This window comes from Paenalcaligenes niemegkensis, from assembly GCF_022230885.1.
GTDB lineage: Bacteria > Pseudomonadota > Gammaproteobacteria > Burkholderiales > Burkholderiaceae_B > Paenalcaligenes > Paenalcaligenes niemegkensis.
In genome coordinates this window covers 68,609-93,863 of record NZ_JAKGCT010000001.1, presented here as the reverse complement: position 1 = coordinate 93,863, position 25,255 = coordinate 68,609, and the positions used below count along the sequence as shown (strand labels likewise).

22 protein-coding genes, 2 pseudogenes and 1 riboswitch are annotated in these 25,255 nt (G+C 52.8%); of the genes and pseudogenes, 15 read left to right on the top strand and 9 right to left on the bottom strand.

What is annotated here, in order from left to right:
- Window positions 1-11: 11 nt before the first annotated feature.
- Window positions 12-1,085 (bottom strand): metal-dependent hydrolase, encoded by a 1,074-nt coding sequence (locus L1889_RS00475; protein WP_238663406.1) that lies wholly within the window; start codon window positions 1,083-1,085, stop codon window positions 12-14.
- A gap of 263 nt (window positions 1,086-1,348) precedes the next feature.
- Here L1889_RS00475 and trhO point away from each other — a divergent pair, with 263 nt between their 5' ends.
- Entirely contained in the window at window positions 1,349-2,371 is a 1,023-nt protein-coding gene (gene trhO / locus L1889_RS00470) for an oxygen-dependent tRNA uridine(34) hydroxylase TrhO (RefSeq protein WP_238663405.1), read from the top strand.
- A gap of 257 nt (window positions 2,372-2,628) precedes the next feature.
- Window positions 2,629-3,306 carry a glutathione S-transferase gene (locus L1889_RS00465; protein WP_308217570.1) on the top strand — a complete coding sequence of 226 codons (678 nt, stop codon included), beginning with the start codon at window positions 2,629-2,631 and terminating at the stop codon, window positions 3,304-3,306.
- Window positions 3,307-3,414: 108 nt separating this feature from the next.
- Here the strand turns inward: L1889_RS00465 and fabI are convergent, their stop codons facing one another.
- The 4 genes and pseudogenes from fabI to gloB form a co-directional block, all read right to left on the bottom strand.
- Window positions 3,415-4,200, bottom strand: coding sequence for an enoyl-ACP reductase FabI (fabI, locus tag L1889_RS00460; RefSeq protein ID WP_238663404.1), 786 nt, complete (start codon window positions 4,198-4,200; stop codon window positions 3,415-3,417).
- A 36-nt stretch (window positions 4,201-4,236) separates the two neighbouring features.
- Window positions 4,237-4,488 carry a LysM peptidoglycan-binding domain-containing protein gene (locus L1889_RS18965; RefSeq protein ID WP_372870925.1) on the bottom strand — a complete coding sequence of 84 codons (252 nt, stop codon included), beginning with the start codon at window positions 4,486-4,488 and terminating at the stop codon, window positions 4,237-4,239.
- Window positions 4,475-5,479 (bottom strand): transglycosylase SLT domain-containing protein, encoded by a 1,005-nt coding sequence (locus tag L1889_RS00455; protein ID WP_372870923.1) that lies wholly within the window; start codon window positions 5,477-5,479, stop codon window positions 4,475-4,477. The genes L1889_RS18965 and L1889_RS00455 overlap by 14 nt, the downstream gene beginning before the upstream one ends.
- Window positions 5,480-5,635: 156 nt before the next feature.
- Window positions 5,636-6,450: pseudogene (gloB, locus tag L1889_RS00450) on the bottom strand (hydroxyacylglutathione hydrolase).
- Between the two features lie 15 nt (window positions 6,451-6,465).
- On the opposite strand from gloB, the gene L1889_RS00445 reads away from it, so the two are divergent.
- The 7 genes and pseudogenes from L1889_RS00445 (at window position 6,466) to L1889_RS00415 (ending at window position 13,407) form a co-directional block, all read left to right on the top strand.
- Window positions 6,466-7,236, top strand: a complete 771-nt coding sequence (locus L1889_RS00445) for a class I SAM-dependent methyltransferase (protein WP_238663403.1) — start codon at window positions 6,466-6,468, stop codon at window positions 7,234-7,236.
- A pseudogene (rnhA, locus tag L1889_RS00440) lies at window positions 7,229-7,677 on the top strand (ribonuclease HI). Before L1889_RS00445 ends, rnhA begins: the two are co-directional and overlap by 8 nt.
- Entirely contained in the window at window positions 7,678-8,070 is a 393-nt protein-coding gene (locus tag L1889_RS00435; protein ID WP_238663402.1) for a hypothetical protein, read from the top strand.
- Window positions 8,058-8,822 carry an efflux RND transporter periplasmic adaptor subunit gene (locus tag L1889_RS00430; protein ID WP_257793806.1) on the top strand — a complete coding sequence of 255 codons (765 nt, stop codon included), beginning with the start codon at window positions 8,058-8,060 and terminating at the stop codon, window positions 8,820-8,822. Before L1889_RS00435 ends, L1889_RS00430 begins: the two co-directional genes overlap by 13 nt.
- Window positions 8,823-8,851: 29 nt before the next feature.
- A complete protein-coding gene (locus L1889_RS00425) occupies window positions 8,852-11,890 on the top strand; it encodes an efflux RND transporter permease subunit (RefSeq protein WP_238663401.1) in 3,039 nt (1,012 codons plus the stop codon).
- Between the two features lie 49 nt (window positions 11,891-11,939).
- The gene (gene dnaQ, locus L1889_RS00420; RefSeq protein WP_238663400.1) at window positions 11,940-12,653 is read left to right on the top strand and encodes a DNA polymerase III subunit epsilon; all 714 of its coding nucleotides are present in this window, start codon (window positions 11,940-11,942) and stop codon (window positions 12,651-12,653) included.
- Window positions 12,654-12,735: 82 nt separating this feature from the next.
- A complete protein-coding gene (locus L1889_RS00415; RefSeq protein ID WP_238663399.1) occupies window positions 12,736-13,407 on the top strand; it encodes a hypothetical protein in 672 nt (223 codons plus the stop codon).
- On the opposite strand, the gene L1889_RS00410 is transcribed toward L1889_RS00415, so the two are convergent.
- From L1889_RS00410 to L1889_RS00395, 4 genes are all read right to left on the bottom strand, one after another.
- Window positions 13,408-13,674 carry an EamA family transporter gene (locus L1889_RS00410; RefSeq protein ID WP_238663398.1) on the bottom strand — a complete coding sequence of 89 codons (267 nt, stop codon included), beginning with the start codon at window positions 13,672-13,674 and terminating at the stop codon, window positions 13,408-13,410. It abuts the gene before it with no gap.
- Window positions 13,671-14,333 carry an EamA family transporter gene (locus L1889_RS00405; protein WP_238663397.1) on the bottom strand — a complete coding sequence of 221 codons (663 nt, stop codon included), beginning with the start codon at window positions 14,331-14,333 and terminating at the stop codon, window positions 13,671-13,673. The genes L1889_RS00410 and L1889_RS00405 overlap by 4 nt, the downstream gene beginning before the upstream one ends.
- Window positions 14,334-14,477: 144 nt before the next feature.
- Window positions 14,478-14,957, bottom strand: coding sequence for a GNAT family N-acetyltransferase (locus L1889_RS00400; protein WP_238663396.1), 480 nt, complete (start codon window positions 14,955-14,957; stop codon window positions 14,478-14,480).
- Between the two features lie 56 nt (window positions 14,958-15,013).
- The gene (locus tag L1889_RS00395) at window positions 15,014-15,592 is read right to left on the bottom strand and encodes a 6,7-dimethyl-8-ribityllumazine synthase (RefSeq protein ID WP_257793787.1); all 579 of its coding nucleotides are present in this window, start codon (window positions 15,590-15,592) and stop codon (window positions 15,014-15,016) included.
- A riboswitch (FMN riboswitch) is annotated at window positions 15,577-15,721 on the bottom strand. It overlaps the preceding gene by 16 nt.
- Before the next feature lie 331 nt (window positions 15,722-16,052).
- Between L1889_RS00395 and L1889_RS00390 the strand changes: the two genes are divergently transcribed.
- The 6 genes from L1889_RS00390 to L1889_RS00365 all read left to right on the top strand — a co-directional run bounded on the left by L1889_RS00390 (window position 16,053) and on the right by L1889_RS00365 (window position 25,213).
- Window positions 16,053-17,144 carry an efflux RND transporter periplasmic adaptor subunit gene (locus tag L1889_RS00390; RefSeq protein ID WP_238663395.1) on the top strand — a complete coding sequence of 364 codons (1,092 nt, stop codon included), beginning with the start codon at window positions 16,053-16,055 and terminating at the stop codon, window positions 17,142-17,144.
- Window positions 17,141-20,251 carry an efflux RND transporter permease subunit gene (locus L1889_RS00385; protein WP_238663394.1) on the top strand — a complete coding sequence of 1,037 codons (3,111 nt, stop codon included), beginning with the start codon at window positions 17,141-17,143 and terminating at the stop codon, window positions 20,249-20,251. Before L1889_RS00390 ends, L1889_RS00385 begins: the two co-directional genes overlap by 4 nt.
- Window positions 20,248-21,693 carry an efflux transporter outer membrane subunit gene (locus tag L1889_RS00380; protein ID WP_238663393.1) on the top strand — a complete coding sequence of 482 codons (1,446 nt, stop codon included), beginning with the start codon at window positions 20,248-20,250 and terminating at the stop codon, window positions 21,691-21,693. The genes L1889_RS00385 and L1889_RS00380 overlap by 4 nt, the downstream gene beginning before the upstream one ends.
- Window positions 21,694-21,765: 72 nt before the next feature.
- The gene (locus L1889_RS00375; protein ID WP_238663392.1) at window positions 21,766-22,284 is read left to right on the top strand and encodes a hypothetical protein; all 519 of its coding nucleotides are present in this window, start codon (window positions 21,766-21,768) and stop codon (window positions 22,282-22,284) included.
- 97 nt (window positions 22,285-22,381) lie between these two features.
- Complete coding sequence (locus L1889_RS00370) at window positions 22,382-24,031, top strand: ABC1 kinase family protein (protein ID WP_238663391.1); 1,650 nt, start codon at window positions 22,382-22,384, stop codon at window positions 24,029-24,031.
- Between the two features lie 222 nt (window positions 24,032-24,253).
- Entirely contained in the window at window positions 24,254-25,213 is a 960-nt protein-coding gene (locus tag L1889_RS00365; RefSeq protein WP_238663390.1) for a TAXI family TRAP transporter solute-binding subunit, read from the top strand.
- Window positions 25,214-25,255: the final 42 nt, after the last annotated feature.

The window sequence follows — 25,255 nt, the reverse complement described above, 5'->3', positions numbered from 1 at the left end:
GTGGCGTAGTGCTACGGGTTCAGATCCATCCTGTAGGGTTCGGCATTCAGCTTGGCATCACGGGCCCATCTGGCCAACGGCAGGGGCGGGGACTGGTTCCAAATCCGGTGCATCACCGGTCTAAGGGTAGTGAAATCACGAGCAGAAGGCCACATATAGGGGCTCACCCATTGCCAGGCATTGGCATTGTTAAGCTCGCCCACTACAAATCGGAATGAGTAATGGCCTGGGCCCACACCCATCCGCAAGTCACTGACGATCAGCAGATCATCCATCACATCAAAGCGCACCCAGTCGCCGCTGAACCAGCGCAGGCGATCCAGCTCGACTGAGCGATCCAGCGCTTCAGCCAGATGTAGATTATTGGCGGCACACCAGCTTTCAGGTGGTGTTTTGTCGAACAGGCCCACCACAACTTCACAATCCTGGTCCTGGGCGGTGCGCACCACAGAGCGCCACAGCAGGGTGCTAAAAGGCTGAGGGGTGGTGAAGCTACCCGTGATCGTATAGCCTTGGTCTGTGATGTGCTGGCGTGCAGCCTTGTCGGCATAGTGTTGCCCAAGCAGACTTGTTCCGATGTAAGCAGTGCTGATCAGCAGCGCCCACCCTGTTGCTTTGGTGGTAATAGGCCGTATCCCTGCAATGACGCCAATCAGCGTGGCAATGAACAAGGGAATGGTATAGGCGGGGTCAATAATAAAGAGGCTGGCCCACGCTTGTGGAACAGGCGTCAAAGGCCAAAGCAGCTGAGTCCCGTAACTGGTGAAGGCATCCAGCAATGGGTGGGTAATTAGCGTGAGCCACAGGGCCAGAAACAGATATCCCGCGCTGTACCGCGGGTCAGCCCGCAGTAGCCGCCAAAACAAGGTGAGCCCCACCGCTACAGCTGTAAGTACAAATAGTGAATGTGAAAAACCGCGATGGTGAGTCATTGCCAGAATGGGATCGCTATAACGTATGACCACATCCAGATCGGGCAGGGTAGCAAGCGCAGCACCTGCCAATATGGCTTTGCGTCCGTGAAAACGACTCAAGGTAAAGCCCGCGATGCTGGCGCCCAATACAGCCTGTGTGAGGGAGTCCATTTACTGGCCTTCCGCAATGAGAGTGTGCAACAACAAGAGAGACAGCATGAGGGTGGGTAACATAAGAAAAAATGATGGCATTTATTGCGCTAAAACAAACTGGACGCAAATTGGGGTGTTAACGTAGAAGCCTAAGGCGTTATTATCTTAACTTGCTCTTTGATCCTCGTTAACCATTAAGGTTCTCGATTGTAATCGGCTCCTCATAATTGTTTTATTAATCGCTTTTTTGCGTTTTATTTTTTCTGTGTGTTCTCGTTGATATGGCCCAATACCTCGTTGCCGCGCTCTACCACTTTGTCGAACTAGACGACTATATCGCCTTGCGTGATCCTCTTGAGGCCTATTGTGCCGAACGTGATGTTATCGGCACCCTGCTGCTGGCACGAGAAGGCATCAATGGCACAATCGCAGGGCCAGAGGCGGGGGTGCGCGAGGTCTTGGCTTATCTGCGATCCGATCCGCGACTCGCATCGCTGGTGCACAAAGAAGCCTGGGCATCAGTCATGCCTTTTTACCGGCTTAAGGTGAAGCTGAAAAAAGAAATCGTCACCATGGGCGTGCCAGAGCTAAAAACCGCCGAGATGGTAGGCGACTACGTGCGTCCCGAAGACTGGAACGCCTTAATTGAAGATCCTGATGTGGTGGTGGTCGATACCCGCAACGATTACGAAGTTGGGGTAGGTACATTTAAAAACGCCATTAACCCTGAAACCGAGAGCTTTACCGAATTTCCTGACTGGGTTGCCGAACAAAGCAAAGAAGGCGGTGTACTGGCGGGCAAGCCCAGGGTAGCCATGTTTTGCACCGGTGGAATTCGCTGCGAAAAATCAACTGCCTACATGCGATCACAAGGCTTTGACAAGGTCTACCACCTACAGGGCGGCATCTTGAAATACCTCGAGGAAATCCCTGAAGAAAACAGCCTATGGCAGGGTGATTGCTTCGTCTTTGACGAGCGGGTCGCCGTCGGGCATGGCCTGAAGCAGGGCGACTATGTCTTTTGCCGTGCTTGCCGCATGCCCCTGACCGCCGATGAACGACAGATGCCACAATACGAAGAAGGTGTCAGTTGTGCGCATTGCATAGGCTCTTTTAGCGAAGAAAAACTCAGCCGCCTGCGCGAACGTCAAAAACAGACCCGTCTGGCTCAAGAAAAAAACCTGCGTCATATCGGGGCACCCATGGACGAACTCAAAGCGCAAAAGCGTGCCTGGCAAGAAGAACAAGCCGAATTGTCCAGACTTGCCCAAGAACGGGCCAGGGCTAAAAGTCAGCCCTCCTGAGCGTCACAGCTCATGGGATCACTCTGTTTGAATTTCCCTCTACAGAGCGTTACGTTATAACGGCAGCGACCGCTCGCCTACCTCCTTGCAGCCACCACGGTGGTGGGCGTCTAAAGTGCAGGGTGCATCGTCAACCTGAAGGCAGCAGGGTCCAAAAACGGAACGAAGCAGGAACCGTTTGCCACTCATCAGCTTGCGCAAAGCTTGGTTGTCTGTGGTACACATAAGAATCATTGAACAACGCAAGGACGACGGTTGTGAGTCTCCCAATTTTGTATTCATTTCGACGATGCCCATATGCGATGCGGGCCCGACTGGCTATTGCCTCCAGCGAGCAGCAATGTGTATTGCGCGAAGTGGTATTACGCAACAAACCCCAGGAACTGCTCGTTGCATCGCCCAAAGGAACAGTCCCAGTTCTGGTAGCGGGCACAAAAATAATAGACGAAAGCCTCGATATCATGCAGTGGGTGCTCACGCAGTCAGATCCTGAGTCACTATTAAGACCATCAGTGGGTGACTTGCTCCAGATGCTGGAATTGGTCTCAGAAAACGACGGACAATTTAAACAGGCCCTGGACCGTTATAAATACCCACAACGGTATGCAGAGCATGTCGCTGCAGGCGGTGCTGACGAGTACGCTAGCTACCATCGGGAACAGGCCGCCCAGTGGTTGCAGAGCCTAGAGCAACGACTGTCTCGCTATCCCTATTTGTTTGGTGCGCAACAGTCTCTGGCCGATTTGGCTATTGCGCCCTTTGTTCGGCAATTCGCTCACACCGATCTCGATTGGTTCAACGAGCAGCCCTGGCCCAGTTTAATCATTTGGCTAAAACGGTTTACAGATTCACCCCGCTTTCTCAGGGTGATGGAAAAATATCCGCCATGGACAGCCCAACAGGAAAAAATCATTTTCCCTCCGCCACGACCATAAAAAAGCCTGCGTCGGTGCAGAACCGACCTCAGGCCTTAGTTTTCAACTGTCTGGCTCACGAGCTAAGCTTACCGCCGTGAAGCCTTTTCTGCATACTTAACGAGTAGCTTACTCTTGCATTCCTGGTGCTACAGATGAAAAGCCCCCATCTACATGGGTGATTTCGCCTGTTACGCCGGCAGCCAGATCTGAAAGCATGAAGGCTGCTACGTTGCCCACATCTTCAATGGTGACATTGCGACGCAGTGGCGAGTAGGTCTCTACAAATTTAAGTATGGACGAAAAATCTTTGATGCCGCTGGCAGCCAGGGTTTTGATAGGCCCGGCTGAAATCGCGTTGGCGCGGATGCCACGTGGCCCCAGGGATGCTGCCAGATAGCGTACGCTGGCTTCCAGCGATGCCTTGGCTAAACCCATGGTGTTGTAATGAGGGATGGCTTTTTCGGCGCCCAGGTAGGTCAAGGTCAGTACCGAACTGCTGCGGCCTTCAAGCATCGGCAATGCAGCTTTAACCAGGGCAGGGAAGCTGTAGGCTGAAATATCATGGGCGATACGGAAGCCTTCGCGTGACAAGCCATCAAGGAAATCACCGGCGATGGCTTCGCGTGGAGCAAAACCAATTGAATGCACCAAGCCATCGAGACTGTCCCAATGACGGCGTAATTCGTGGATGGCTTCGTCTATCTGTGCGTCTTCAGCGACGTCCAAGGGCAAAACAATGTTGCTTCCCAGTTCGTTCGCGAAACCTTCTACGCGTTCTTTGAAGCGTTCGCCCACATACGAAAGCGCAATTTCTGCGCCTTGCTTACGGCAGGCTTGTGCGATGCCGTAGGCGATGGAGCGATTGGAAATCACTCCGGTCACGAGGATGCGTTTGCCTTCTAGGAAACCCATGCTGATTATTCCTTTATTACTGTAGAGGGATGGTGATTACCCGCGAACGAGTGTACCTGGTACTCGTAATTGACGACCCGGCTTTAAATTGCTGTTCTTGAGGTTATTAAGTTTTTGAAGTTCAGCAACCGTTGTATTGTACTTGCGTGCAAGAGCAAATAGCGTGTCGCCTTTTTTTATCTTGTAGGTGAGTACATTTGGCCCACGGCGCATGACGGCAATGTCTGAGCCAGGGCGGACGGCATTCTTTGATGCACTGACTGCAGCACTGGTGTCAAGCGATGCCATCTGAATACCCCCGCTCTGAGGCGGGGAGAGCGGCATTGACGTCAATTGGAACCAGCAGGTTTTGAGCCAGGGATTTGGTTTGCTTTGCGCTGAGCCCATTCAGGCTGCGCAGCTCGGCAATGCTAATGCCATGGCGCTGCGCAATGGTGGAAAAGCTTTCGCCCCGTTTAGGCTGATACACACGCCAGTTGCTTAGCTTGCCAGTGTACGCGGCCAGGTTGGCATTGAAGATATCTACCTTGTCGCTAGGTAACAGTAGTTGAGCACTATGCGCCGGAATGATCGCCTGGTTATGTGAGGGGTTCAGCAGCTTGAAGTCGTCGATCGACATCTCCGCCAGTTGGGCAGCCACTTCAAGATCAATGTCGTCACTGCGCTGTACAGTTGTAAAGTAAGGCTCGTTATGAACTTCGGGCAAGGTGATACCGTAGCGCTCAGGATCGGTGATGATATTCTTGATGGCCTGAAGCTTGGGAACGTAGTTACGCGTTTCGTTAGGCATAGTCAGCGACAGGTAGTCGCCGGGCAGGTTCTTGGTGGCATTACGCGCGATGGCACGGCGTACCGAACCTTCACCCCAATTATACGATGCCAGGGCCAGATACCAGTCACCCTGGAATTCATATAAATAGTTAAGGTAATTCAGAGCAGCATCAGTTGAGGCGATAGGGTCACGACGCTGATCCAGCCACCAGTCTTGCTGCAGGTTGTAATGCCGTCCGGTGCTGGGAATAAATTGCCACAAGCCAGCGGCGTGGGCTTTGGAATAAGCCACCGGGTTATAGGCACTTTCTACAAAAGGCAGCAGGGCAAGTTCGGTGGGCAGGCCGCGTTTTTCGAGTTCGTTAACAATGTGATAGAGATAATTGCCCGCCCGTTGACTCATCATTAGCACTGACTGCGGATGCGAGGCGTAATAGTCGGTCCAGTAGTCGACCAAATCAGTCTGTAAGTTGGGAATAGCGTACCCGCGGCGGATACGGTCCCACATGTCACGTGCCGGATTGGTTAAATCAATGGTTCGCGAGGTATCCGCAGCAACTAACGGCCCCGGGTCTTTTTTAACAGTTTGGGTTTGGCTGGCACAGCCTGCTAAAACGACTGCTAAGCAGAGTACGAGAAGTCGGAAGGCATTCATGGGCGGGCATTAAAAATTGTTTTTCCATTCGCGCAAACAGGCAAACACATCGGTGGGCGAACTCATGGTCCGGCCTGCATAAGCCTGGGCTGCATCAGCAACGGCAGCATGGTGCGTACGTATAAACGGGTTAGTGTCGAACTCGGTATCCAGGGTAGTAGGCACCGTGGGCAGGCCTTGTTCGCGTTGAGCCTGAGCTTGCTTCCAACGAGCCTGAATGGCAGGGTTGGATGGCTCGACCTCTATTGCCCATCGCAGATTGGACAGCGTGTATTCGTGTGCACAGCAAACCAGTGTAGCGGGGGCAAAGACGCTAGTTTACCCAGAGATGACACCATTTGGGCAGGGGTACCTTCGAATAATCGGCCACAGCCTGCAGAAAACAGCGTGTCTCCACAGAATAAAATGGGTTCCAGGGGATCGTCATCAGAGAAATACGCGATGTGTCCTGCTGTATGGCCAGGAATGTCTAGCACCTGAAACTGCAGCGAGAGGGAATCAATGTGGACGAGATCATCCTGCTTCAATGCGACGTTGCGTGCGGGGATGTGCTCGCTGGCAGGGCCGTAGACAGTGGCTTGGGGGTAGAGTTCTATAAGCTCTTGTACACCCCCCACGTGATCACCATGATGGTGCGTAATCAAAATTGCGTCTAAGCTTAGCTTTTGTTGCTGAAGGTAGCGTATGACCGGCTCAGCTTGCCCGGGATCAACCACCACTGCCTGACTGTTTTTTTCCAGCAGCCAGATGTAGTTGTCGTTAAAGGCCGGGATGGCATAAAGACGTAAGTTCGAGTGTTTGGCAGAGCTAAGAACGTTCTTCATGGATTAGGAGATAAGGTGTCAGTAGACCAGGCCATGATTGCATCCGTTGCGCAGTGGTTGCACACCACCCCCGGCCGCTATGTGCGCGCCTGGGAGCACAAGCAGGTAAATAATATGGTGGTCAATACATTTGGCTATCATGCCATACAAATCGGGATGCCGCATTGGGATTTGCTCAGGGCAAACCGCATCTCGCATAAGCTGTGTACCTTCAATGGACCAGCCAGCGATATTACCCGCAAAGGGCTGGTTCTGTGCGAAGCCGAATCATTGCCTTTCGATTCGGAGAGTATTGACTTACTTGTGTTACCGCATGTGCTCGAGTGTTCTGCAGATCCGCATCAGGTATTGCGTGAGGTCGAGCGGGTTTTAGTGCCTGAGGGGCAGGTAGTGCTTACCGGTTTTAATCCATACAGCTTATGGGGCTTACGTGATCGCATACCTGGACTGGAACAGTTGATGCCCGTCTCGCCCTCCCATCATGTCTCATTGTCTAGGGTTAATGACTGGCTGTCGTTGCTATCTTTTGACATACAGCAAAGCAGCCAAGGTTGTTTCGTACCGTATTGCCAGAGTCGGAAGTGGTTGCACCGCTGGGCGTTCATGGATGTCATGGCCCAACGCGGCTGGCCATTAAGTGGCGCAACATACGCGATTTCTGCCATTAAACGCGTAAACTCCATGACCTTGGTGGGTCTGAATTGGTCTAAACAAAAACAACGCGTTGCGCAGGGCGCCGTAATGGGCGCCAGCCGCGACTCAGGGGTATATCAGTCGAATGAGTAGTCAGGTAGAAATTTGGTCAGACGGAGCATGTAAAGGCAATCCTGGCGTGGGTGGCTGGGGGCCATGCTAAAGCATGGTAAGCACACTAAAGAGATATTTGGCGGGGAAATCAATACCACCAATAATCGAATGGAACTTTTAGCCGTAATCGAAGCCTTAAAGGTGTTAAAAAGGCCATGTTTGGTTACGGTTCATACAGATTCGCAATATGTGCAGAAGGGTATGAGCGAATGGCTTGATAACTGGAAGCTAAGAAATTGGCGTACTGCGAATAAAAAGCCTGTCAAGAATGCCGATCTTTGGCAACAGCTTGACGCGCTTGCCCAGCAACACACTCTTAAGTGGAAATGGGTCAGAGGTCATGCGGGTGATCCAGGAAATGAGCGGGCCGATGAACTTGCTAACTTAGGGGTAGACAGTGTGCTGCTACGTGGGGATTAAATGAACAAGCGCAATTGGATATGGCTTCTGATCGTTGTTTTTGTTGTGGGATTATTGCTGGTATTCGGTGGCGCCAAATTACTGGTTCGTGAGTTTTCGGCTTCCCGGGACTCCACTGTGTTGTCTCGCAGCAGTTCCGATTTAACGCCAGAGCTACAGCAGGTTTTGCCACAGCCCGTGCCTGCCGACCTTAACGCGGAATCGTCTGACGGCCGGGTTAATGTCGAAACAATGGCTGCTGAAAAACGCCATTTGGCCCGGCAGGTTAACGCTGTAGGCTCACTGCGGGCACGCGACTCAGTGCTGCTGCGTGCGGAAGCTAATGGCCGCATTACTCAAATCGAGTTCAACGAAGGCCTGCCTGTAAAAAAGGGCAAGTCCTGGTTCGTTTAGACGACAGCATCGTCAGCGCCCAGCTTCAAGAAGCCAAGGCCAGGCTTAATCTGGCCAATAGTCAGTATAGGCGGTCTCAGGAATTGAACCAGCAAGGTTTCATCAGCTCTCAGGCCCGTGACGAAACCGCCAGCCAGTTGCAGGTGGCGCAGGCTACCGTCGCTTTGGCGCAGGCGCAATTAGACAAGACAGTCATTCGCGCTCCTTTTGATGGCTTGGTTGGGCTTAAAAGTATTTCGGTGGGCGATTACGTCAGTCCGGGTTCAGAGCTGGTTTCCATTGAAGCTGTTGATCCTCTTGATGTCGATTTTCGCGTTCCAGAGCATTACCTGGCTAATATCACGGTGGGTCTGCCCATTGATGTTCGTCTAGATTCCTTTCCCACACGCACATACCGTGGTGAGGTAGGGGCCATCAGCCCTGTCGTTGACGCCACCGGCCGGTCTTTGCTGCTACGTGCGCATGTACCGAATCCAAACATGGTCTTGCGTCCGGGCCTGTTTGCCCGAGTCACATTGGAGCTGGGCACCGACGAGGTGGTCATGGTTCCTGAATCCGCCATTACTCCTTCCGGAAACGCTCAGTATGTGTATAAAGTCGTCAACGGCATCGTGCAAAAAGTTGAGGTTTCTGTCGGCCTGAGACGTGAGGGCTGGACCGAGGTGCTGGGCGTTGAGGCCGATGAGCAGATTGTCGTGCTGGGCACCCAAAAAGTAGATGAAGGTACCGCGGTTAATGTTGTTAACCATTAGGGCTCTGGCTTACTCACAAGAAGACATTTATGCTGCTTTCTGATATTTGTATACGCCGGCCTGTATTTGCCACTGTATTGTCATTGCTCATTGTGTTGGTGGGTCTGATATCGTACGAACGATTGTCGGTTCGTGAATATCCCGCCATTGACGAGCCTGTTGTTTCTGTGGTCACGAACTACACGGGGGCGTCGCCCGAGGTCATCGAGTCACAGGTGACCAAGCCGCTCGAAGATCAGCTTTCGGGTATCGAAGGCGTCAATGTGATGACTTCCCGCAGCCGCTCTGAACGCAGCCAGATCAACATCAAGTTCAATTTAAACCGCGCGCCGGATGCCGCTGCAGCAGATGTTCGCGACAAGGTGTCCCGGGCTCGCCGATTTTTACCGGATGAGGTTGAAGAGCCTATCATCAGCAAGGTCGAGGCTGACTCCACTCCTATTGTGTATGTGGGCGTTGATATGGGTGACTATGACCCGATTCAGGCCTCTGATTACATCAATCGCTATGTTAAAACGCGTCTTTCTGTTTTGCCCGGCGCAGCTGAAGTGCGTGTGTTCGGAGAACGGCTACCGTCTATGCGCATCTATGTAGACCGCGCACGTATGGCTGGCTACTCGTTGACAGTACAAGATATAGAAGACGCCCTCAGGCAGCAGAACGTGTTGATTCCTGCGGGGCGTATCGAGTCCCAAGCGCGCGAGTTCTCGGTGGTGTCATCCACCGATCTGCAAACGGTGGAAGAGTTCAAAGCCATTATTGTGTCAAGGGTAAATGGTTTTCCAGTGCGCTTGAGCGATATGGCCGATGTCAGGATAGGTCCCGCCGAAGAGCGTGTGCTGGCCCGGTTTAACGGCAACGACAGCTTATCCATCGGGGTAACCAAACAGTCCACCGCGAACCCCCTCGACCTTTCGAAGGCAGTGCGCAGCGAGGTGGAAGAGATCAATCGTAACCTGCCCGGCAATATGCAGCTGCAGATCTCATACGACAGTTCGGTTTTTATCCAGGAGTCAATTAGTTCGGTTTATCTCACGATTGCAGAAGCTATCGTGCTTGTGATGCTGGTTATTGTTTTCTTTTTGCGCAATCTTCGGGCCAGTCTGATCCCCATCGTTACGATCCCGGTTTCCTTGATTGGCGCCTTTGGCATTATGTATGCCTTTGGTTTCTCAATCAATACGCTCACATTACTTGCGATGGTGCTGGCTATTGGCCTGGTGGTGGATGACGCGATTGTTGTGCTTGAAAACGTTTATCGCCACATTGAAGAGGGTAAAAGCAGCCTTGAGGCTTCGTTTCTTGGTATTAAAGAAATCGGCGGAGCAGTCGTCGCCATGACGCTCACCCTGGTTGCTGTATTTGCGCCGCTGGCTTTTGCCACAGGCCGTACCGGACGCCTGTTTATCGAGTTCGCCCTGACACTGGCCGGTGCGGTAGGCGTATCGGGCTTCGTTGCCCTGACGCTGACCCCCATGATGTGCTCGAAGCTATTGCGGGTTCAGCAAAAAGAGCCTGGCAGGGTGTCTCAATGGATTGAAAACCTCCTGCAAGCTGTTACCCGGCGATATCGTCGCGGCCTGCTCCGGGCTTTGCGTCACCGATTCATTGTTTTAGCGCTTGGTGCGGTGGTGGCAGGCATGAGCGCTGTGCTGTTTAGCGTCATCAAAAGCGAGCTTGCCCCCATTGAAGACAGGGGAGTGATATTCGGCGTTGTCAGCGCACCAGAAGGAGCTACGCTTGATTACACCTTGAACAGCGTCGAACGGGTTGAAAATATGTATGCGCAGATACCCGAGATGCAAGGCATACAGTCCATTATCGGTTTTCCTACGGTCATTGACTCCTTTGCCATTTTGCGTTTAACCCCATGGGGTGAGCGTACCCGTTCGCAACAGGAAATTGCCAGCGAATTACAGCCTAAATTCAGCGCCTTGCCCGGTGTCAGGGCGTTTCCTACCAACCCGCCATCGCTGGGGCAGCGAGCCACCTCGAAGCCTATCGAGTTCGTGATTATGAGCCAGGCTCCTTATTCCGAACTAGCGGCAATTGTTCAGAAGTTTACCGACGCCCTGGCCGACTATCCAGGCTTGCAGAATATCGATACAGATCTGCGTCTGAATACCCCGGAACTTCGGGTTGAGATCGATCGTGACAAGCTTTCTGACAGTGGCGTTAATGTGGATACAGTCGGCCGTACGCTGGAAAGCCTGATCGGGGGCCGACAAGTCACACGTTACGAAACAGACGGTGAACAATACGATGTCATTGTTCAGGTCGAGAAACAAGATCGTTCCAGGCCTGACGATATTCTGAATATATACGTGCGCGCCGAGTCAGGGGCGATGGTGCCGTTATCAAGCTTTCTGAGCGTTCGTGAAAGCGTGTCTCCACAGTCTTTAAATCACTTTAATCGGCTTAGAGCGGTTATTGTCCAGGCCGCAGTGGCTCCGGGGTATGCGCTGGGCGAAGTCTTGGCGCATATGGACAGCGTAGCGCAGCAAACGCTGCCTGCGTCGGTGCAGACAGACCTCGATGGCCAATCGCGCGAGTTCCGCGACTCTTCCGGCAGCATGTACTTCATTTTTGCGATGGCTCTGGTATTTATTTACCTGGTACTGGCAGCTCAGTTCGAGAGCTGGCGCAATCCCCTGATCATTATGCTGTCGGTGCCTCTTTCCATGACCGGTGCACTGCTTGCCCTGTGGCTAAGCGGGGGCACCTTGTCTATCTACAGTCAGATTGGCTTGATTACCCTGGTGGGACTTATTACCAAGCACGGTATTCTCATCGTGGAGTTCGCAACGCAGTTGCGCTCGCAAGGGGTAGGGCTATACAGCGCCGTTGTCAGGGCGTCTGAAATGCGCCTGCGCCCCATACTGATGACCACCGGCGCCATGGTTCTGGGGGTACTGCCTTTAGCCTACGCCACTGGGGCCGGGGCCGAGAGCCGGCATCAAATTGGCTGGGTGCTGGTCGGGGGCCTTACGTTCGGCACGGTATTGACCTTGTTTGTGGTGCCGGTGGCCTACACCATTATCGCCGCCCGGGCGCGCCTGCGTGTTTAGCGTAAAATGAGCGCTTTCGCTCACTACTTGCTTCAAGGTTTAGCTTATTATGCGTCAAATTATCTTTGATACTGAAACCACAGGTCTGGATCCGGCGGATGGTCATCGTCTAGTCGAGCTGGCCGGTGTTGAGATGATCAATCGCACCCTGACCGGACGTCATTTACACCTGTATGTGAACCCGGGCCGTGATAGCGACCCTGAAGCCTTGGCTATCCATGGTTTGACTACGCAATTCCTGGCTGACCATCCCACCTTCGATCAGATTGCTTCTCAGGTGATCGACTTCATTAAAGGGGCTGAGGTCATTATTCATAATGCGTCGTTTGACCTGCGTTTTATGGATGCCGAGCTGGCTAAATGTGGTTTGGATCGTTTTAGCAGCTACTGCGGAAAAGTTACCGACTCATTGCTGTTCGCCCGCGAGCTTCATCCGGGCAAGCGTAATAATCTAGACGCACTCTGTGATCGCTACGGTATCTCGAATGCTCACCGTACCTTGCACGGCGCCTTACTCGATTCCGAACTGCTTGCTGATGTCTGGCTGGCCATGACACGGGGGCAAGAGAGCCTTGTCATGACAAGTGCGGAAGATGAAATCAGCGTAGAAGATGCGGCCGCTCAGCTTAAGCGCTATGATGCCGAACAATTGCCAGTCATTTTGGCGACCCCGGCGGAGCTTGGCGAACACCAAGCTTATCTGGACGCTTTAGAGCAAAGCAATAAGCAGCCCCCGTTATGGAGTACGCTTGCGAACCAATAATTAGCAAAAGTTCGCACTAAAATCGTCATGTGCTCTCTGGCTTCATTAATCTCTGGTGTTCTACTATAAGCGGGGTTCGACCTTGACTACAGAGTTAACTTCCCGAGCCTCCACCGCGATGAAATCAGAGCAAAGAGGTGCCTCTTACAGGCGTCTTTATAGCTATGTAGCCGCTGTGATTTTTGCGTTTCTGCTATTGCTGATTTACGCCCTGATTCAGCTCGTGAATATTCAGGAAGAGGTTCGCGATGACATTGGGGGAGGCATGTTATGGGCAACAACGCAGGCGCAGCACGAAGGTCTGCGGTTAAAGGCAGAGGTTTTGCTCGTTCAAACAGGCGACGATAGGGTGTCGGGCGACGACGTTTTTAATCGCTATGAGATCTTCTTAAGCCGCCTGACTTTGTTGCTGACCGGACCCCAAAAGCGTTATTTGACTGATCTGGGTGAACTGGACGAGCTGTTACGCGTGGTAAGCCGGTTTGAAACGGCGCTGCCCTGGGATGACGGCAGAATGCTTGACGTGGTGGAGTTAAAACGTTTGCACGCCGCGCTTATTCCGATTGTTGGCCAATTGCAGGTGTTAAGCAATCGCGTCCTGCTCGCTGAGCGAGAGCACGAAGGAACTCGTCGTGATGATCATGCCCGTGCCTTGTTTAAGGTTATTGCTGCGGTACTCGGAATACTGATATCTAGCGCTTATTTCTCATGGTACTTATTGCGCGATGTCCATCGGGCGCAGCGCCCAGACTGACTATCTGGGAGCTTGCTTAGTGTAGGCCAGGGCGATAATTCCGACGATAACCCCCGCGCCGCCGACTATCTGAATGGTGCTTAATGCCTGGCCCAGTATGGCCCAGCCCAGGCTTAACGACGCTATAGGTTCGATATTCATGGCTGGTGCGTTCTGGGATAGATCCAGACGGGGCGCAAGAATAAACAACAAGGTAAACGCTCCGGCATAGAGCAGGCTTAGAACCACTAGCGATAGCCATCCGGCGGTGGCATCGGGCCAGTTCATTCCCCGAGAATAAGCCCCACTTTACCTGCAATAATCGCACATACAAATACTGTCACCATCGTGTATAGACTGCGGACTGTGCCATTGACAGTGGGCAGTTTGTGCTCGATTATCCACAGCCCAAACGCGAATGAAATCGAAGCAAGCAGTGCAAAAGCAATACCGATGAGCCATTGATGCAGATCTCCGCTGGGCTCGGCCAGGCGGGCTGGGAGGTCTAAGGCAAGCAACAGGCCCATCACAACGCCACCCATGATGATGCTGACTCGCAGGCTCGGGCGGCGACCACCCAGTGCCCAGGTAATAAGGGCTAACCACACGGGAAAGGTATTGACGACGAGCAAGCCGATGCCCACGGGTACGCGGGAAACGGAGGAATAAATACTGACACTCTGACATGCAATCAGTAGACCCAGCAGCAGTTGCCAGCCTACGCTGCTTTTAGCGATAAGAATGGCTTGGCGCCGCCAGATTAACACTACCGTAAGTACCATTACGGTAACGGCTGACCGTACGAGTACGGCAGTCAGTAAGCCAGTATTGTTGTCGAATGAAATACGTGCAGCAATATGTGCACTGGCAAAGCAGGTTCCCACAGCCAACAGTATAAGAATTGCAATATGTCGAGGAAACAGTGTTGGGCGCAGAAAATTTGGCATTCAGTTGCTAAGCAATAGGAAAAAATGATTGAACTCAAGTCTACATTAAGCAAAACGTAATGTAGAGCTTGACTCAATTGAGATGGCGGGAGTTTTGCAAGGCGTGCTAAAGGGCTACAGATAGAATAGTAAGAGACGCGCGAGTCAGACTAAACGTATGTGGTAGCGACGCTTTAATCGTTCGCCGGCGGCGTACATGGCGGTGCCGACTGGAACGGAGACCGTATTGACATAGAGAGCACCCAGTTTTTCACAGGTTCGTCTTGAAGGCAGGTTCTCAGGGTTACAGGTTATCCACAGATCCTTCATTCCATTCAGTCTGGCAAGTGGCAGCAGAAGCTTGGAAGCACGTTGCGCGTATGAGTGACCACGAAAATTGGGGAATACTTCGTATCCGATGTGACCCAAGTGATGAGTCAGGGCGGGGTCATCGCCAATGCGCAGGTGGATGACACCTACGACCTCATCCTCACGCTGCATGCTGAACTGGTAAAAGGGTGCCCAGCCTTTTACAGGGTTTTGATGGCAAATAACATCCAGACGCAACCGTAGCTCGTGGTCAACAAGCTGAATGGAGTCCGGGCTGGCTAATACAAAGGTTGAAGTAGAGTCGTTAGTCATCATTCAATGTATTGAGCAGCGCCGGACGACTTCTTGGGCGCTGCAGGTAAAAGCTGAAATCAGGCGGTCTTCAGTTCGCCAATTTTCGTAAGACTTTCGGCAGTGTTTAAGCAGGCACGGGCCGCTTCCGCACCTTTTTGTACAAAGTGATCACTGAAAAAAGCGTAGTGGGGACCTGCTTCGTGGAAATGGTGGGGCGTAAGCACTACCGAAAACACAGGGGTTTCAGTATCAAGCTGTACCCGCATCAAGGCATCGACGACGGTTGACGCTACAAAATCGTGCCGATAAATACCGCCATCTACGACCAGGGCACAGGCGATAATGCTGGCGTACTTTCCGGTTTGTGCCAGCTTTTTACTGTGCAGTGGGATTTCATAAGCGCCGGCCACTGGAAATACATCAATTTGTGTAGCGGCCAGCCCTAGTTTCTGCGCTTCGCTGACAAAGCCATTGTAGGCCTGCAGAACAATGTCTTCGTGCCATTGTGCATGCACAAAAGCATAGCGTAGGGTTGCGGCGTGAGGGTAAAGCTGAGTTTGAGTCTGATTCATGGATAGTCCAACGGTAAAGTCCAGAACCAGGGCGTACGACATTCGCCTAAAGCTGATGCTAAAGGCATGTGCGTTTTCTTTCATCCGGACTATAACCGTCGGCTTTGGAATCACACCAAATCTGCTGACCTCTGCCATAGGCGGAGCGCTCGCGGGCTAATGCATAAAGCCATTACCGCCGGTGGGGATTTTCGCCCCGCCCTGAAAACGTAAAAATGTGCTGCCATGCTCATGGCGTGCGAATTAAGTATATACCAAGCGGCTTGAGTATGACGGCAAATACCAGGTTTACTAATCCGCTATATACCTGATAATATAACGATGCTTATAGCAATTTTTTTGCTGTGCTCCGGTGCTCCCAGCGGCCTATGTGCAAAACCCCTGGCGGAGCATTTGCCGCAACCATCTTTTCATGGTTGCGGCATTTTTTTGCTTGTTAAAGCCATTCACTAGGCGAGACTCGGTGGCTTCGAGTATGCTTGAAAAAGCTCAGCCCTGACGTTAATGTCTGAGCTTTAATCAAGTTTTTTACCGGAGCGGCGATATGTGTGGCAGATTTTTTATCGTGTGCACAGTATTGTTAGGCTTGTTAAGTGCATGTGGCGAGCCACCATCGTCCAAGACCCCACCCCGCCCGGTCGCTGTCGTTGAAGTGAGTGGCAGTGGACAAAGTTCCGCGCGGTGGTTAGCCGCTGAAGTAGCACCCCGAGACTCAACGCTGCTGTCATTCAGAATTGACGGCAAAATTGCCAGGCGGTTTGTTGCCTTGGGCGATGAAGTCAGCAAGGGTGATCTTCTGGCCGAACTCGACCCCCAGTCGATGCGTCTGGCTGATGAAAGCGCCCAAGCGCAGCTTAAGGCGGCCCGAACCAGTTTAGGCAGTGCCGAAGCGCAGCTCAAGCGGGATCGTGTACAAGCCAGATCACAACTTATCGCCCAAGCCCAGCTGGAGCAAAGTGAAAGTCTTTATGCGCAGGCGCTGGCCGCCTATACCCAGGCACAAAAACAGGCCGAGCAGGCCACAGACACCGTACATTATGGACAGCTGCGAGCTGATCAGGATGGGGTGGTTGCAGCAGAGCATGCGCAAACCGGACAAAACGTGGCAGCAGGGCAAGCGGTTTATTCCCTGGCCTGGTCCGAGGGCGTGGACGTCGTCGCACACGTGCCGCAGGCATGGGTTAACGAGTTAGCGGTGGGCGATAGCTTCAGCTTTGTCGTTCCTTCCGTAACGTCCGAGCCAATTTCTGCTACGTTACGCGAGGTTGCCCCGCAGGCAGATGCGCCTGGCCGCACCTTCCTTGCCAAGTTCAGTTTGCACAATACTCCTGACTCGCTGCGTTTGGGCATGAGCGGGCAGTTAGGGTGGCAATTTTCTACGCAGGAGTCAGGGCAGATATGGATACCTGCCACCGCTTTGTATCACCAACAAGCTAAAACAGCGGTTTGGCGATACAACGATCAACGCCAGGGCTTTGATCTGGTACCTGTTACGGTAGCGGAGTACACAGCATCGCAGGTGTCGGTCAGCACGGGGCTGCAGGCAGGGGATATCGTCGCCAGTAAAGGGGTGCATACGCTTTCAGAGCACGACGAATACTCTGTGACTCTGCCTTCTGCGGAAGATGCTTCATGAGTCAATCCGATCGCCTGACCGAGCGGTTTAATGTATCGGCATGGGCTATACGCCATCAGGCTCTGGTGTTTTTCTTTGTTGTTCTAGCCACTGTAGCGGGTCTGTATTCCTATACTAAACTTGCACAGTCGGAGGATCCACCCTTTACCTTTAGGGTGATGGTCATTCAAACAATGTGGCCAGGCGCCACCGCCTTGCAGGTTGAGGAGCACGTCACCAAACGCATCGAGCGTACACTTCAGGAAATGCCAAACCGTTATTACACACGCAGCTACTCAAAGCCTGGCGAGTCGCTGGTGTTTTATGCCATGAGCGAAGCGGCCCCGGCGGGTGCGGTGGCAGACGAGTGGTATCAGGTTCGTAAGAAGATAGGCGATATTGCCGTGCGTTTGCCTAAAGATGTCATAGGGCCTTTTTTTAACGATGAGTTTGGCGATGTTTACACCAACATTTATGCCTTGCGTGGTGATGGTTTTGATTGGGCAGAACTAAAAGACGAGGCCGATACCTTGCGTACGGTGCTGCTGGGAGTCGACGGGATAGAGAAAGTTGATTACTTTGGCGAGCAAACCGAACGTATCACGGTAGAAATTTCGAACTCCATGATGGCAAGCCTTGCGATCAGCCCGGCAGATATCGCCAAAGCGATTACTGAGCAGAATGCGGTACAGTCGGCTGGCGTTATCAACACCGCAACCGATCGGATCTTTGTACGTACTACGGGACAATATGCCTCGGTGGAAGCCATTGCCAATACATACCTTGACGTCGATGGCAAGCCAATCATGCTGGGTAGCATCGCGCATATTGAGCGTGGTTACAGCGATCCGCCAGACCCTTTCCTTAGGGCAAACGGGACGCCTGTCCTGGGGATTGGCATCACCGCGAGCCAGGGGCATGACGTTGTGGCCCTTGGAAAAAAACTGGATAGCGTCATCGTGGGGTTGCAGCAGGGGCTGAAGATGGGGCTCGCCCTTGACGAAGTCGCCAGCATGCCCGAAGCCGTTTCCAGCTCAGTGGATGAGTTCTTACGTGCAGTGGCCGAGGCGGTCGTCATTGTATTGCTCGTGTGCCTGGTATCGCTGGGGCTGCGCACGGGGATGATTGTTGTGATTTCGATTCCGGTGGTTCTGGCATTAACGGCCTTGCTCATGCACTGGCTGGGTATAGGGCTGCATAAAGTCTCGCTGGGGACACTGGTGCTGGCTTTGGGCTTATTGGTGGATGATGCCATTCTTGCCATTGAAATGATGGCAGTCAAACTGGACCAGGGCTGGGATCGGGCGCGTGCGGCCGCGTTTGCTTTTACAAGTACGGCGTTTCCCATGTTGACAGGCACTTTCGTCACTATTGCCGGTTTCTTGCCTATTGCTCTGGCAAAATCCAGTACGGGCGAATATACGCGCTCAATATTTGAAGTTTCAACCATCTCGTTGCTGGTCTCGTGGATAGTCGCGATCTTGCTTATCCCTCTATTGGGTTACTACCTCTTGCGTAGAAAGCCCCGGCCCGGGACTGACTTGTTTTCTCATAAATCAACCGAAATAAATATTTACGACACGCGTTTCTACCGTCGCCTGCGGGGATACTTACTGTGGTGCGTCGATCATAAGGTGGGGGTTTTGGCAATTACTCTGATGTTGTTTGCGTTGTCGCTCTTTGCCTTTCGCTTTATACCCCAACAGTTTTTCCCGGAATCAGACCGCCCTGAGCTAATCGTGGATTTACGCCTCCCGGAAAGTGCTTCCATTCATGCAACTGCAGCCGAAGTAGAGCGACTGGATGCGATGATCAAGAACCGCCCCGAAATTCGTCATTGGCTAAGTTTTGTTGGTACCGGTGCTCCACGGTTTTATTTGCCGCTTGATGAGCAGTTGCCCCAACCCAATCTGGCCCAGCTTGTCATCACAACGGCGTCATTGGCAGACCGTGAACAATTGGCCGATTGGCTGGAGCCGTTGTTGGAGACCGAGTTCTCTGCTGTACGTACTCGTTTATCGCGTCTGGAGATGGGGCCTCCAGTGGGGTACCCCTTACAGTTGCGCGTCAGTGGTGACGATATTTCGCAGGTACGAGAATGGGCATTAAAGGTGTCTGAGCTTGTCCGGGGCCATTCGGCGGCGAGAAATGTGCAGTTTGACTGGGATGAGCCCGGAGCCCGGTCGTTGCGGTTTGAGCTCGACCACGAGGCAGTCAGTGCTTCAGGCTTGACGGCTAAGGACGTAGCCGGATTTCTTGCCATGAATATAGAGGGTGTAGATGTCAGCGAGTTTCAGGAAGGCGATAAGCGTATTGCCGTTAAGCTGCGCGCACCCGAAGCTGATCGTAATGAGCCCTCGCGTCTGCTTGCTTTGTCCATCCCAACGGCCCAGGGAGCTGTGCCGTTGGCGAGCCTGGGCACCTTTGTTCCCGTGCTTGAGTATGGTGTGATCTGGGAGCGGAATCGTCTGCCTACCATTACCGTCAGATCCGATGTCGAGGCTGGAGTCGAAGGAATTACGCTAACCAATGAGTTGCGTCCTAAGCTGGATGCACTGCGTGCAGAACTGCCCGTAGGCTACGTTATAGAAGTGGGCGGAGCGGTAGAAGAAAGTGCAAAGGCACAGCGCTCTATTGTCGCCCAGCTATTGATCATGGTGATTGCTGTCTTTTCGTTTTTGATGATCCAGTTGCAAAGTATCACGCGTGTCCTGCTGGTCATTGTCACTGCACCGCTGGGCCTTATCGGGGTTGCGATAACCTTGTTGCTGTTCGGACAGCCTTTTGGGTTTGTGGCGATGCTGGGCGTGATCGCCATGTTTGGAATTATCATGCGCAATTCGGTTATTTTGCTTGATCAGATTGAACAGGATATACAGGCCGGCCATCAGCGTGGAGACGCCATTCTTGACGCTACGGTGCGACGTTTCAGACCGATTAGCCTGACTGCGGCGGCCTCGGTTTTAGGCCTGATCCCTTTGCTGCGCAGCAATTTTTTCGGACCTATGGCGTCTGCGTTAATGGGAGGTATAACAATCGCTACCTTGTTGACCATTTTCGTGCTGCCTGCCATGTATGCGATTGTATTTAAGGTCAGCACGTCCGAGCGCGAGGAAGTGTCGTCATGAGTCGCCATGCTTTTTTCATTCAGGGTGTTCCGGTCTTGGCGGCTTGGTTGCTCAGTGCCTGCACCCTCGGCCCGGCAGGCGAGCCTCAAACCATAAATCTCCCCGATCACTACGGTTTAGAGACGCTAGATCTTGAACGTCAGATCGAAGGTATTGATGCACAACGCTTTAGCCTGGGCGATATGGTGCTGTCTTCATGGTGGGCAAGCTTCAATTCTCCAGTGCTGAATGGCTGGGTTGAAGAAGCCTTGGCGAATAATGCGGATTTGTCATCAGCAAGCGCGAACTTGCAGGCAGCGCAGCGGCAAGTCAGTGCCCAGGCACGTCAGGCCCGCTTGCCCAGCGTCGATCTGGGCGGACAGGCGGCAAGGCAGCGCGACTTGGGACTGCCATTGCCCAATATGCCTAACACATCGCTCTACAACACCTTTGTGGGCCAGGCGCAGATACGCTACGACTTTGACCTCTTTGGCTCCCGGCGCAGCCAAGCGCAAGCCAGTGCCCAACGGCTTCAGGCTCAACATCAGCAATTTCAGGCTGCGCGTCAGTCTGTGGTTGCCAATCTCATTAACGCCACTGTGCGTATCGCTGCCATCAATCAGCAAATTGAGATCGTCATGAGCCTGCTAAAAGATGAACAGGCTCAGTTGGCCGATGTGCAGCAACAATTGTCATTGGGGGCGTCGTCTCGCCTGGCACTTAGCGACACACAGCAGCGATTGCATGTGCTTCGCGCCAAACTGGCTCCACTGCACGCAGAACTACACAGCACTCGACATGCCCAGGCGATATTAATGGGTCGAAACCCCAGTGAAGCGCCCGAAGCTATTCCCTTCGAAATGCTGGCTCTTCCTCAAGAATTGCCGCTCTTGGTGCCGTCGGCATTGCTCCGGCACCGGCCGGACATCCGGGCAGCTGAGGCTGATCTGCGCGCAGCAGCAGCCGAGATAAGCGTCGCCACCGGCAATATGTTTCCATCCATCAGTATCAGTGCATCAATGGGGCAGGCTGGCTATGACTGGTCTACTGCCTTGTCCGGAGCAGGTGCAATCTGGAGCCTGGTGGGCGGTGTTACGCAGCCCATCTTTCATGCCGGAGCGCTGCGCGCAGAGCGTTTGGCGGCCATCGACCGCTACGAGGCGGCCCAGTTTGCTTATAAACAGACTGTTTTAGGGGCCTTTGCTGAAGTAGCGGATGTACTGGTGCAGACCCAGGCAGACGCCCAGGCCCTGGGCGAGCACGAAGCCGCTCTCAGCGCAGCAGATGATTATCACAGCATGGTTAAAGAGCGGGTGCGCTTAGGTGCACTCCCGCGCCGGGAGCAGTGGATGTCGGCCCAGCAATGGCGTCAACGACAGCTGGATGCGGTTGCCGCACGGGCGCAACGCTTTTCGGATAGCGTTCGATTTTACAAAGCGATGGGTATCCCAATACAGCCTTGAGGGCGTACAATAACTCTCCGAATTTTTTGTAGACGAATTTGTCCGTCTGTCTCGACTTGGGAAGTATTTATTTTGGCCACTAGACGCAGTACACGTTGGAATGGCGAGCTGGGTTCACTCGCTCCCGAATTCTTAAAAGACGTTGTTGAGCGTATGGAATCATACGGTGATCGTGTTCAGTTTCAGTTTCCTGGACACGCAAAACGACCGAATTATCAAGTGCTGAATGCCCGCGGTTTTAAAATGGCATTCGACAGCAAAAACTTGCTGATGCCCTTGAATGAAAACGGCAACGTCAGTGATGACTTGTCGAAAGAATTTAGTCTGGATGCGGTAAAGCAGGCAATTAGTGCACCACCTCCGGTAAAACGGGCGCCTCGAAGCAGTACCGGTGGTGCAACCCGCAGCCGCGCTGCAGCCCGTCCTGCCGTTGATCCGATTGAGGTAGAAAAATATAACTACTTCAAGGGGCACCGGGAGTTTCTGCCTAATGGCATTCAAGAATACTCTGCCCAGATTAGCGAACTGATGCAGTCAGGCATGAGCGCTGAAGAAGCCTTCAACCAGATCGTCGAAACCCATTTCGATTGATTTATCAGCTACGCTCCCTTAGCCGTCAGTTTCAGGGCATACAGGGGATCTTCGTCATGCGTTATGCTTGGGCTTAAGACAATCCCAAGGATCTCCCATGCTAGAGACAGCAATCGTGGCGGCGCGTGACCGGACTCGCTTAATTGATGTGGCATCTATCTTCATACGGTATGGGGTAGATGGCCTTGTAGATCAATTAAATTTACGCAAGTTGCTGCCCCAGAGTCAGCAGCGTATTGATGCACAGCATGAAGAGCTATCTCAGCCAGAGCGCCTGCGTAAAGCGATTGAAGCGTTGGGTCCTACTTACATCAAGTTAGGGCAAATATTGGCTACACGGCACGACTTGCTGGGGCCAGAGTGGACTGGTGAGCTTGCAAAGCTGCATAGTTCGGTAGAACCACTGCCGTGGAGCCTGGTGTTCGAGCAAATCCACGAGGATCTGAATGGGGATCCCTATCAGGTCTTTGCCAGCTTCGATGAACAGCCCATTGCAGCGGCATCTATCGCGCAAGTGTATAAGGCCACTTTGCATAGCGGGGAGCAGGTTGTGCTCAAAGTGCGCCGGCCGAAGTTGCGTCCGGTAATTGAAGCCGATTTGCGGCTGCTTAGTCACATTGCTCGTCTGTTGCAACAGTCAAGTGATGAATGGAAGCGCTACAGGCCACTGGAAATCGTAAGTTATCTGGGGGCTGCAATGCGCGACGAGCTCGATTTCGCGCGCGAAGGGCACTATTGTGATGAAGTCGCACGAAACTTTGAATCAGACCCAACGGTGGTTATCCCCAAGATTTACTGGGAATGGACCAGCGAACGATTGCTGGTGCAAGAGTTTATCGAGGGCTATCCGCCTATTGATGCAAAGCAATTGCGTGGGGCCGGGCTGGATCCTCATGCCTTAGCCCGACGCGGGGCTAAGGCCATACTGCAGATGGTTCTTGAGGACGGCGTATTTCATGCTGACCCTCATCCGGGAAATATGATTGCGATGGCTGAAAACCGCGTTGGTTTTATCGATTTCGGAATGGTGGGGCGTCTATCCGAACGGCGAAAGCACGAACTGTTGATTCTATTCCGCGCTTTGGTAGAAGGCCGGGCCGATGGCGTTGCCAGCATGCTTTTGAGCTGGTCTGATCAGTATGACAGCGATCCGGTGGCGCTGAATGCAGCAACAGAGCGCTTTCTGGCCAGGCACGGGATCAAGCCTTTGAAGATCAGTCACGCCTTAAGTGATTTCATGTCCTTGGCACGTGAACTGCATATCGCGTTGCCCACCGACCTAAGCTTGTTGTTTAAGGCATTCATCACTGCGGATGGCGTATTGCTGCGTATGGATCCTACGCTTGATATCGTCGCGGTGGCGCAACCGCTGGTGCAATCGCAAATGACGCGCCAGTATTCGCCGCGGGCGCTACGCCGTCGGGCAACCTACCTGGCGGCAGAGTTTTATGATCTGGCCGCCGATATGCCGGGTTATGTGCGCTTGTTGATGCATCGCTTGCGTCATGGCCGTGTCGGGGTCGATTTAGAAGTAAGGCACATGCGTGATCTGGGTCAATCACTTGAGCGGGCGGCAACACGTTTATGCATTGCTGTTGTAACCGCTGCATTTGCGCTGGGCCTGGCTCCTCATTTAATCAATCTTGGCCCTTCGGTTTTTGGGGTGCCGCTATTTACGCTGCTGGGTATAGCCGCGACGCTGTGTGGCAGCGGGCTGCTTTTGTTCTGGCTTTGGTGGCGCAGATAAATCGTTGTTTTCCGAGTATTCTTAGCTTCTAAACACAGCACGTAACTAAGAGTCTCGGGAAATCCCCGCTTGTTTTTTATTCGCTATCTGGCATTGTTACGCATGTGGCTTTAGGGATGTGGCCTGGCCCGATGACTGCAGAAAGGTGCTCTACACACCAAAAATGCAGGCCAACACAACTAAAAGAACAGATTCCTGTTTATCGTTTCGGAGGGAAGTTATATGCGTTTTATTAAAGTGCTTGCGGGCACAGCGCTAACGGTTGCCACTCTAGTCGGTGGCACTGCCATCGCACAAAAGGCCCAGTTTGTGAATATTCTCACCGGGGGGCAAAGCGGCGTTTACTATCCCTTGGGTGTGGCCTTGTCACAAATTTACGCGCGCGATATCCCCAATGTGAAAGCCACTGCCCAGGTAACAAAGGCCTCGGCAGAAAACATGAACCTGTTGCAAGCAGGAAGGGGCGAGCTGGCACTGGCTCTGGCTGACTCTGTCTCTGATGCATGGAATGGTAATGAAGAAGCGGGCTTCACCAAGAAACTGGATAAGCTTCGCGGTCTTTCAGCTACTTATAATAATTACATTCAAATCGTCGCTAACGCAGAGTCAGGTGTAAAAACACTGGAAGATTTACGCGGTAAACGCATTTCGGTGGGGGCAGCACGCTCGGGAACTGAACTTAATGCCCGTGCCATTTTAAAAGCAGCAGGCATGAGCTATGCCGATTTCAGCAAAGTCGAATATTTGCCTTTCGGCGAATCCGTAGAGCTTATGAAAAACCGCCAGCTTGACGCGACGCTTCAGTCAGCCGGATTAGGGGTGTCGTCGATTCGCGATCTGGCTACTTCCGTCCGTATTGTTGTGGTTGCCATTCCAGCAGAGGTTGTGGAAAAAGTGGGTGACGAGGCCTATCAGCCCGCTGTGATTCCTGCCGGTACTTACGCGGGACAGGACGTCGACATGCCTACCGCTGCGATTCCTAACTTCCTGGTAACCCACTCGGACGTATCAGATGACTTGGCCTATGCCATGACCAAAGCGCTTTATGACAATCTTGAGGCTTTATTCTCTGCGCATAACGCCGTTAAAACCATGAAGCTGGAAAATGCTGTTAACGGTATGCCTGTGCCTGTACACCCCGGTGCAGAGCGTTATTATCGTGAGCAGGGTGTTATCCAATAAAGGGTGTTGTCTTGATTATTTAGGCAGATTCAGGCAGTGCTT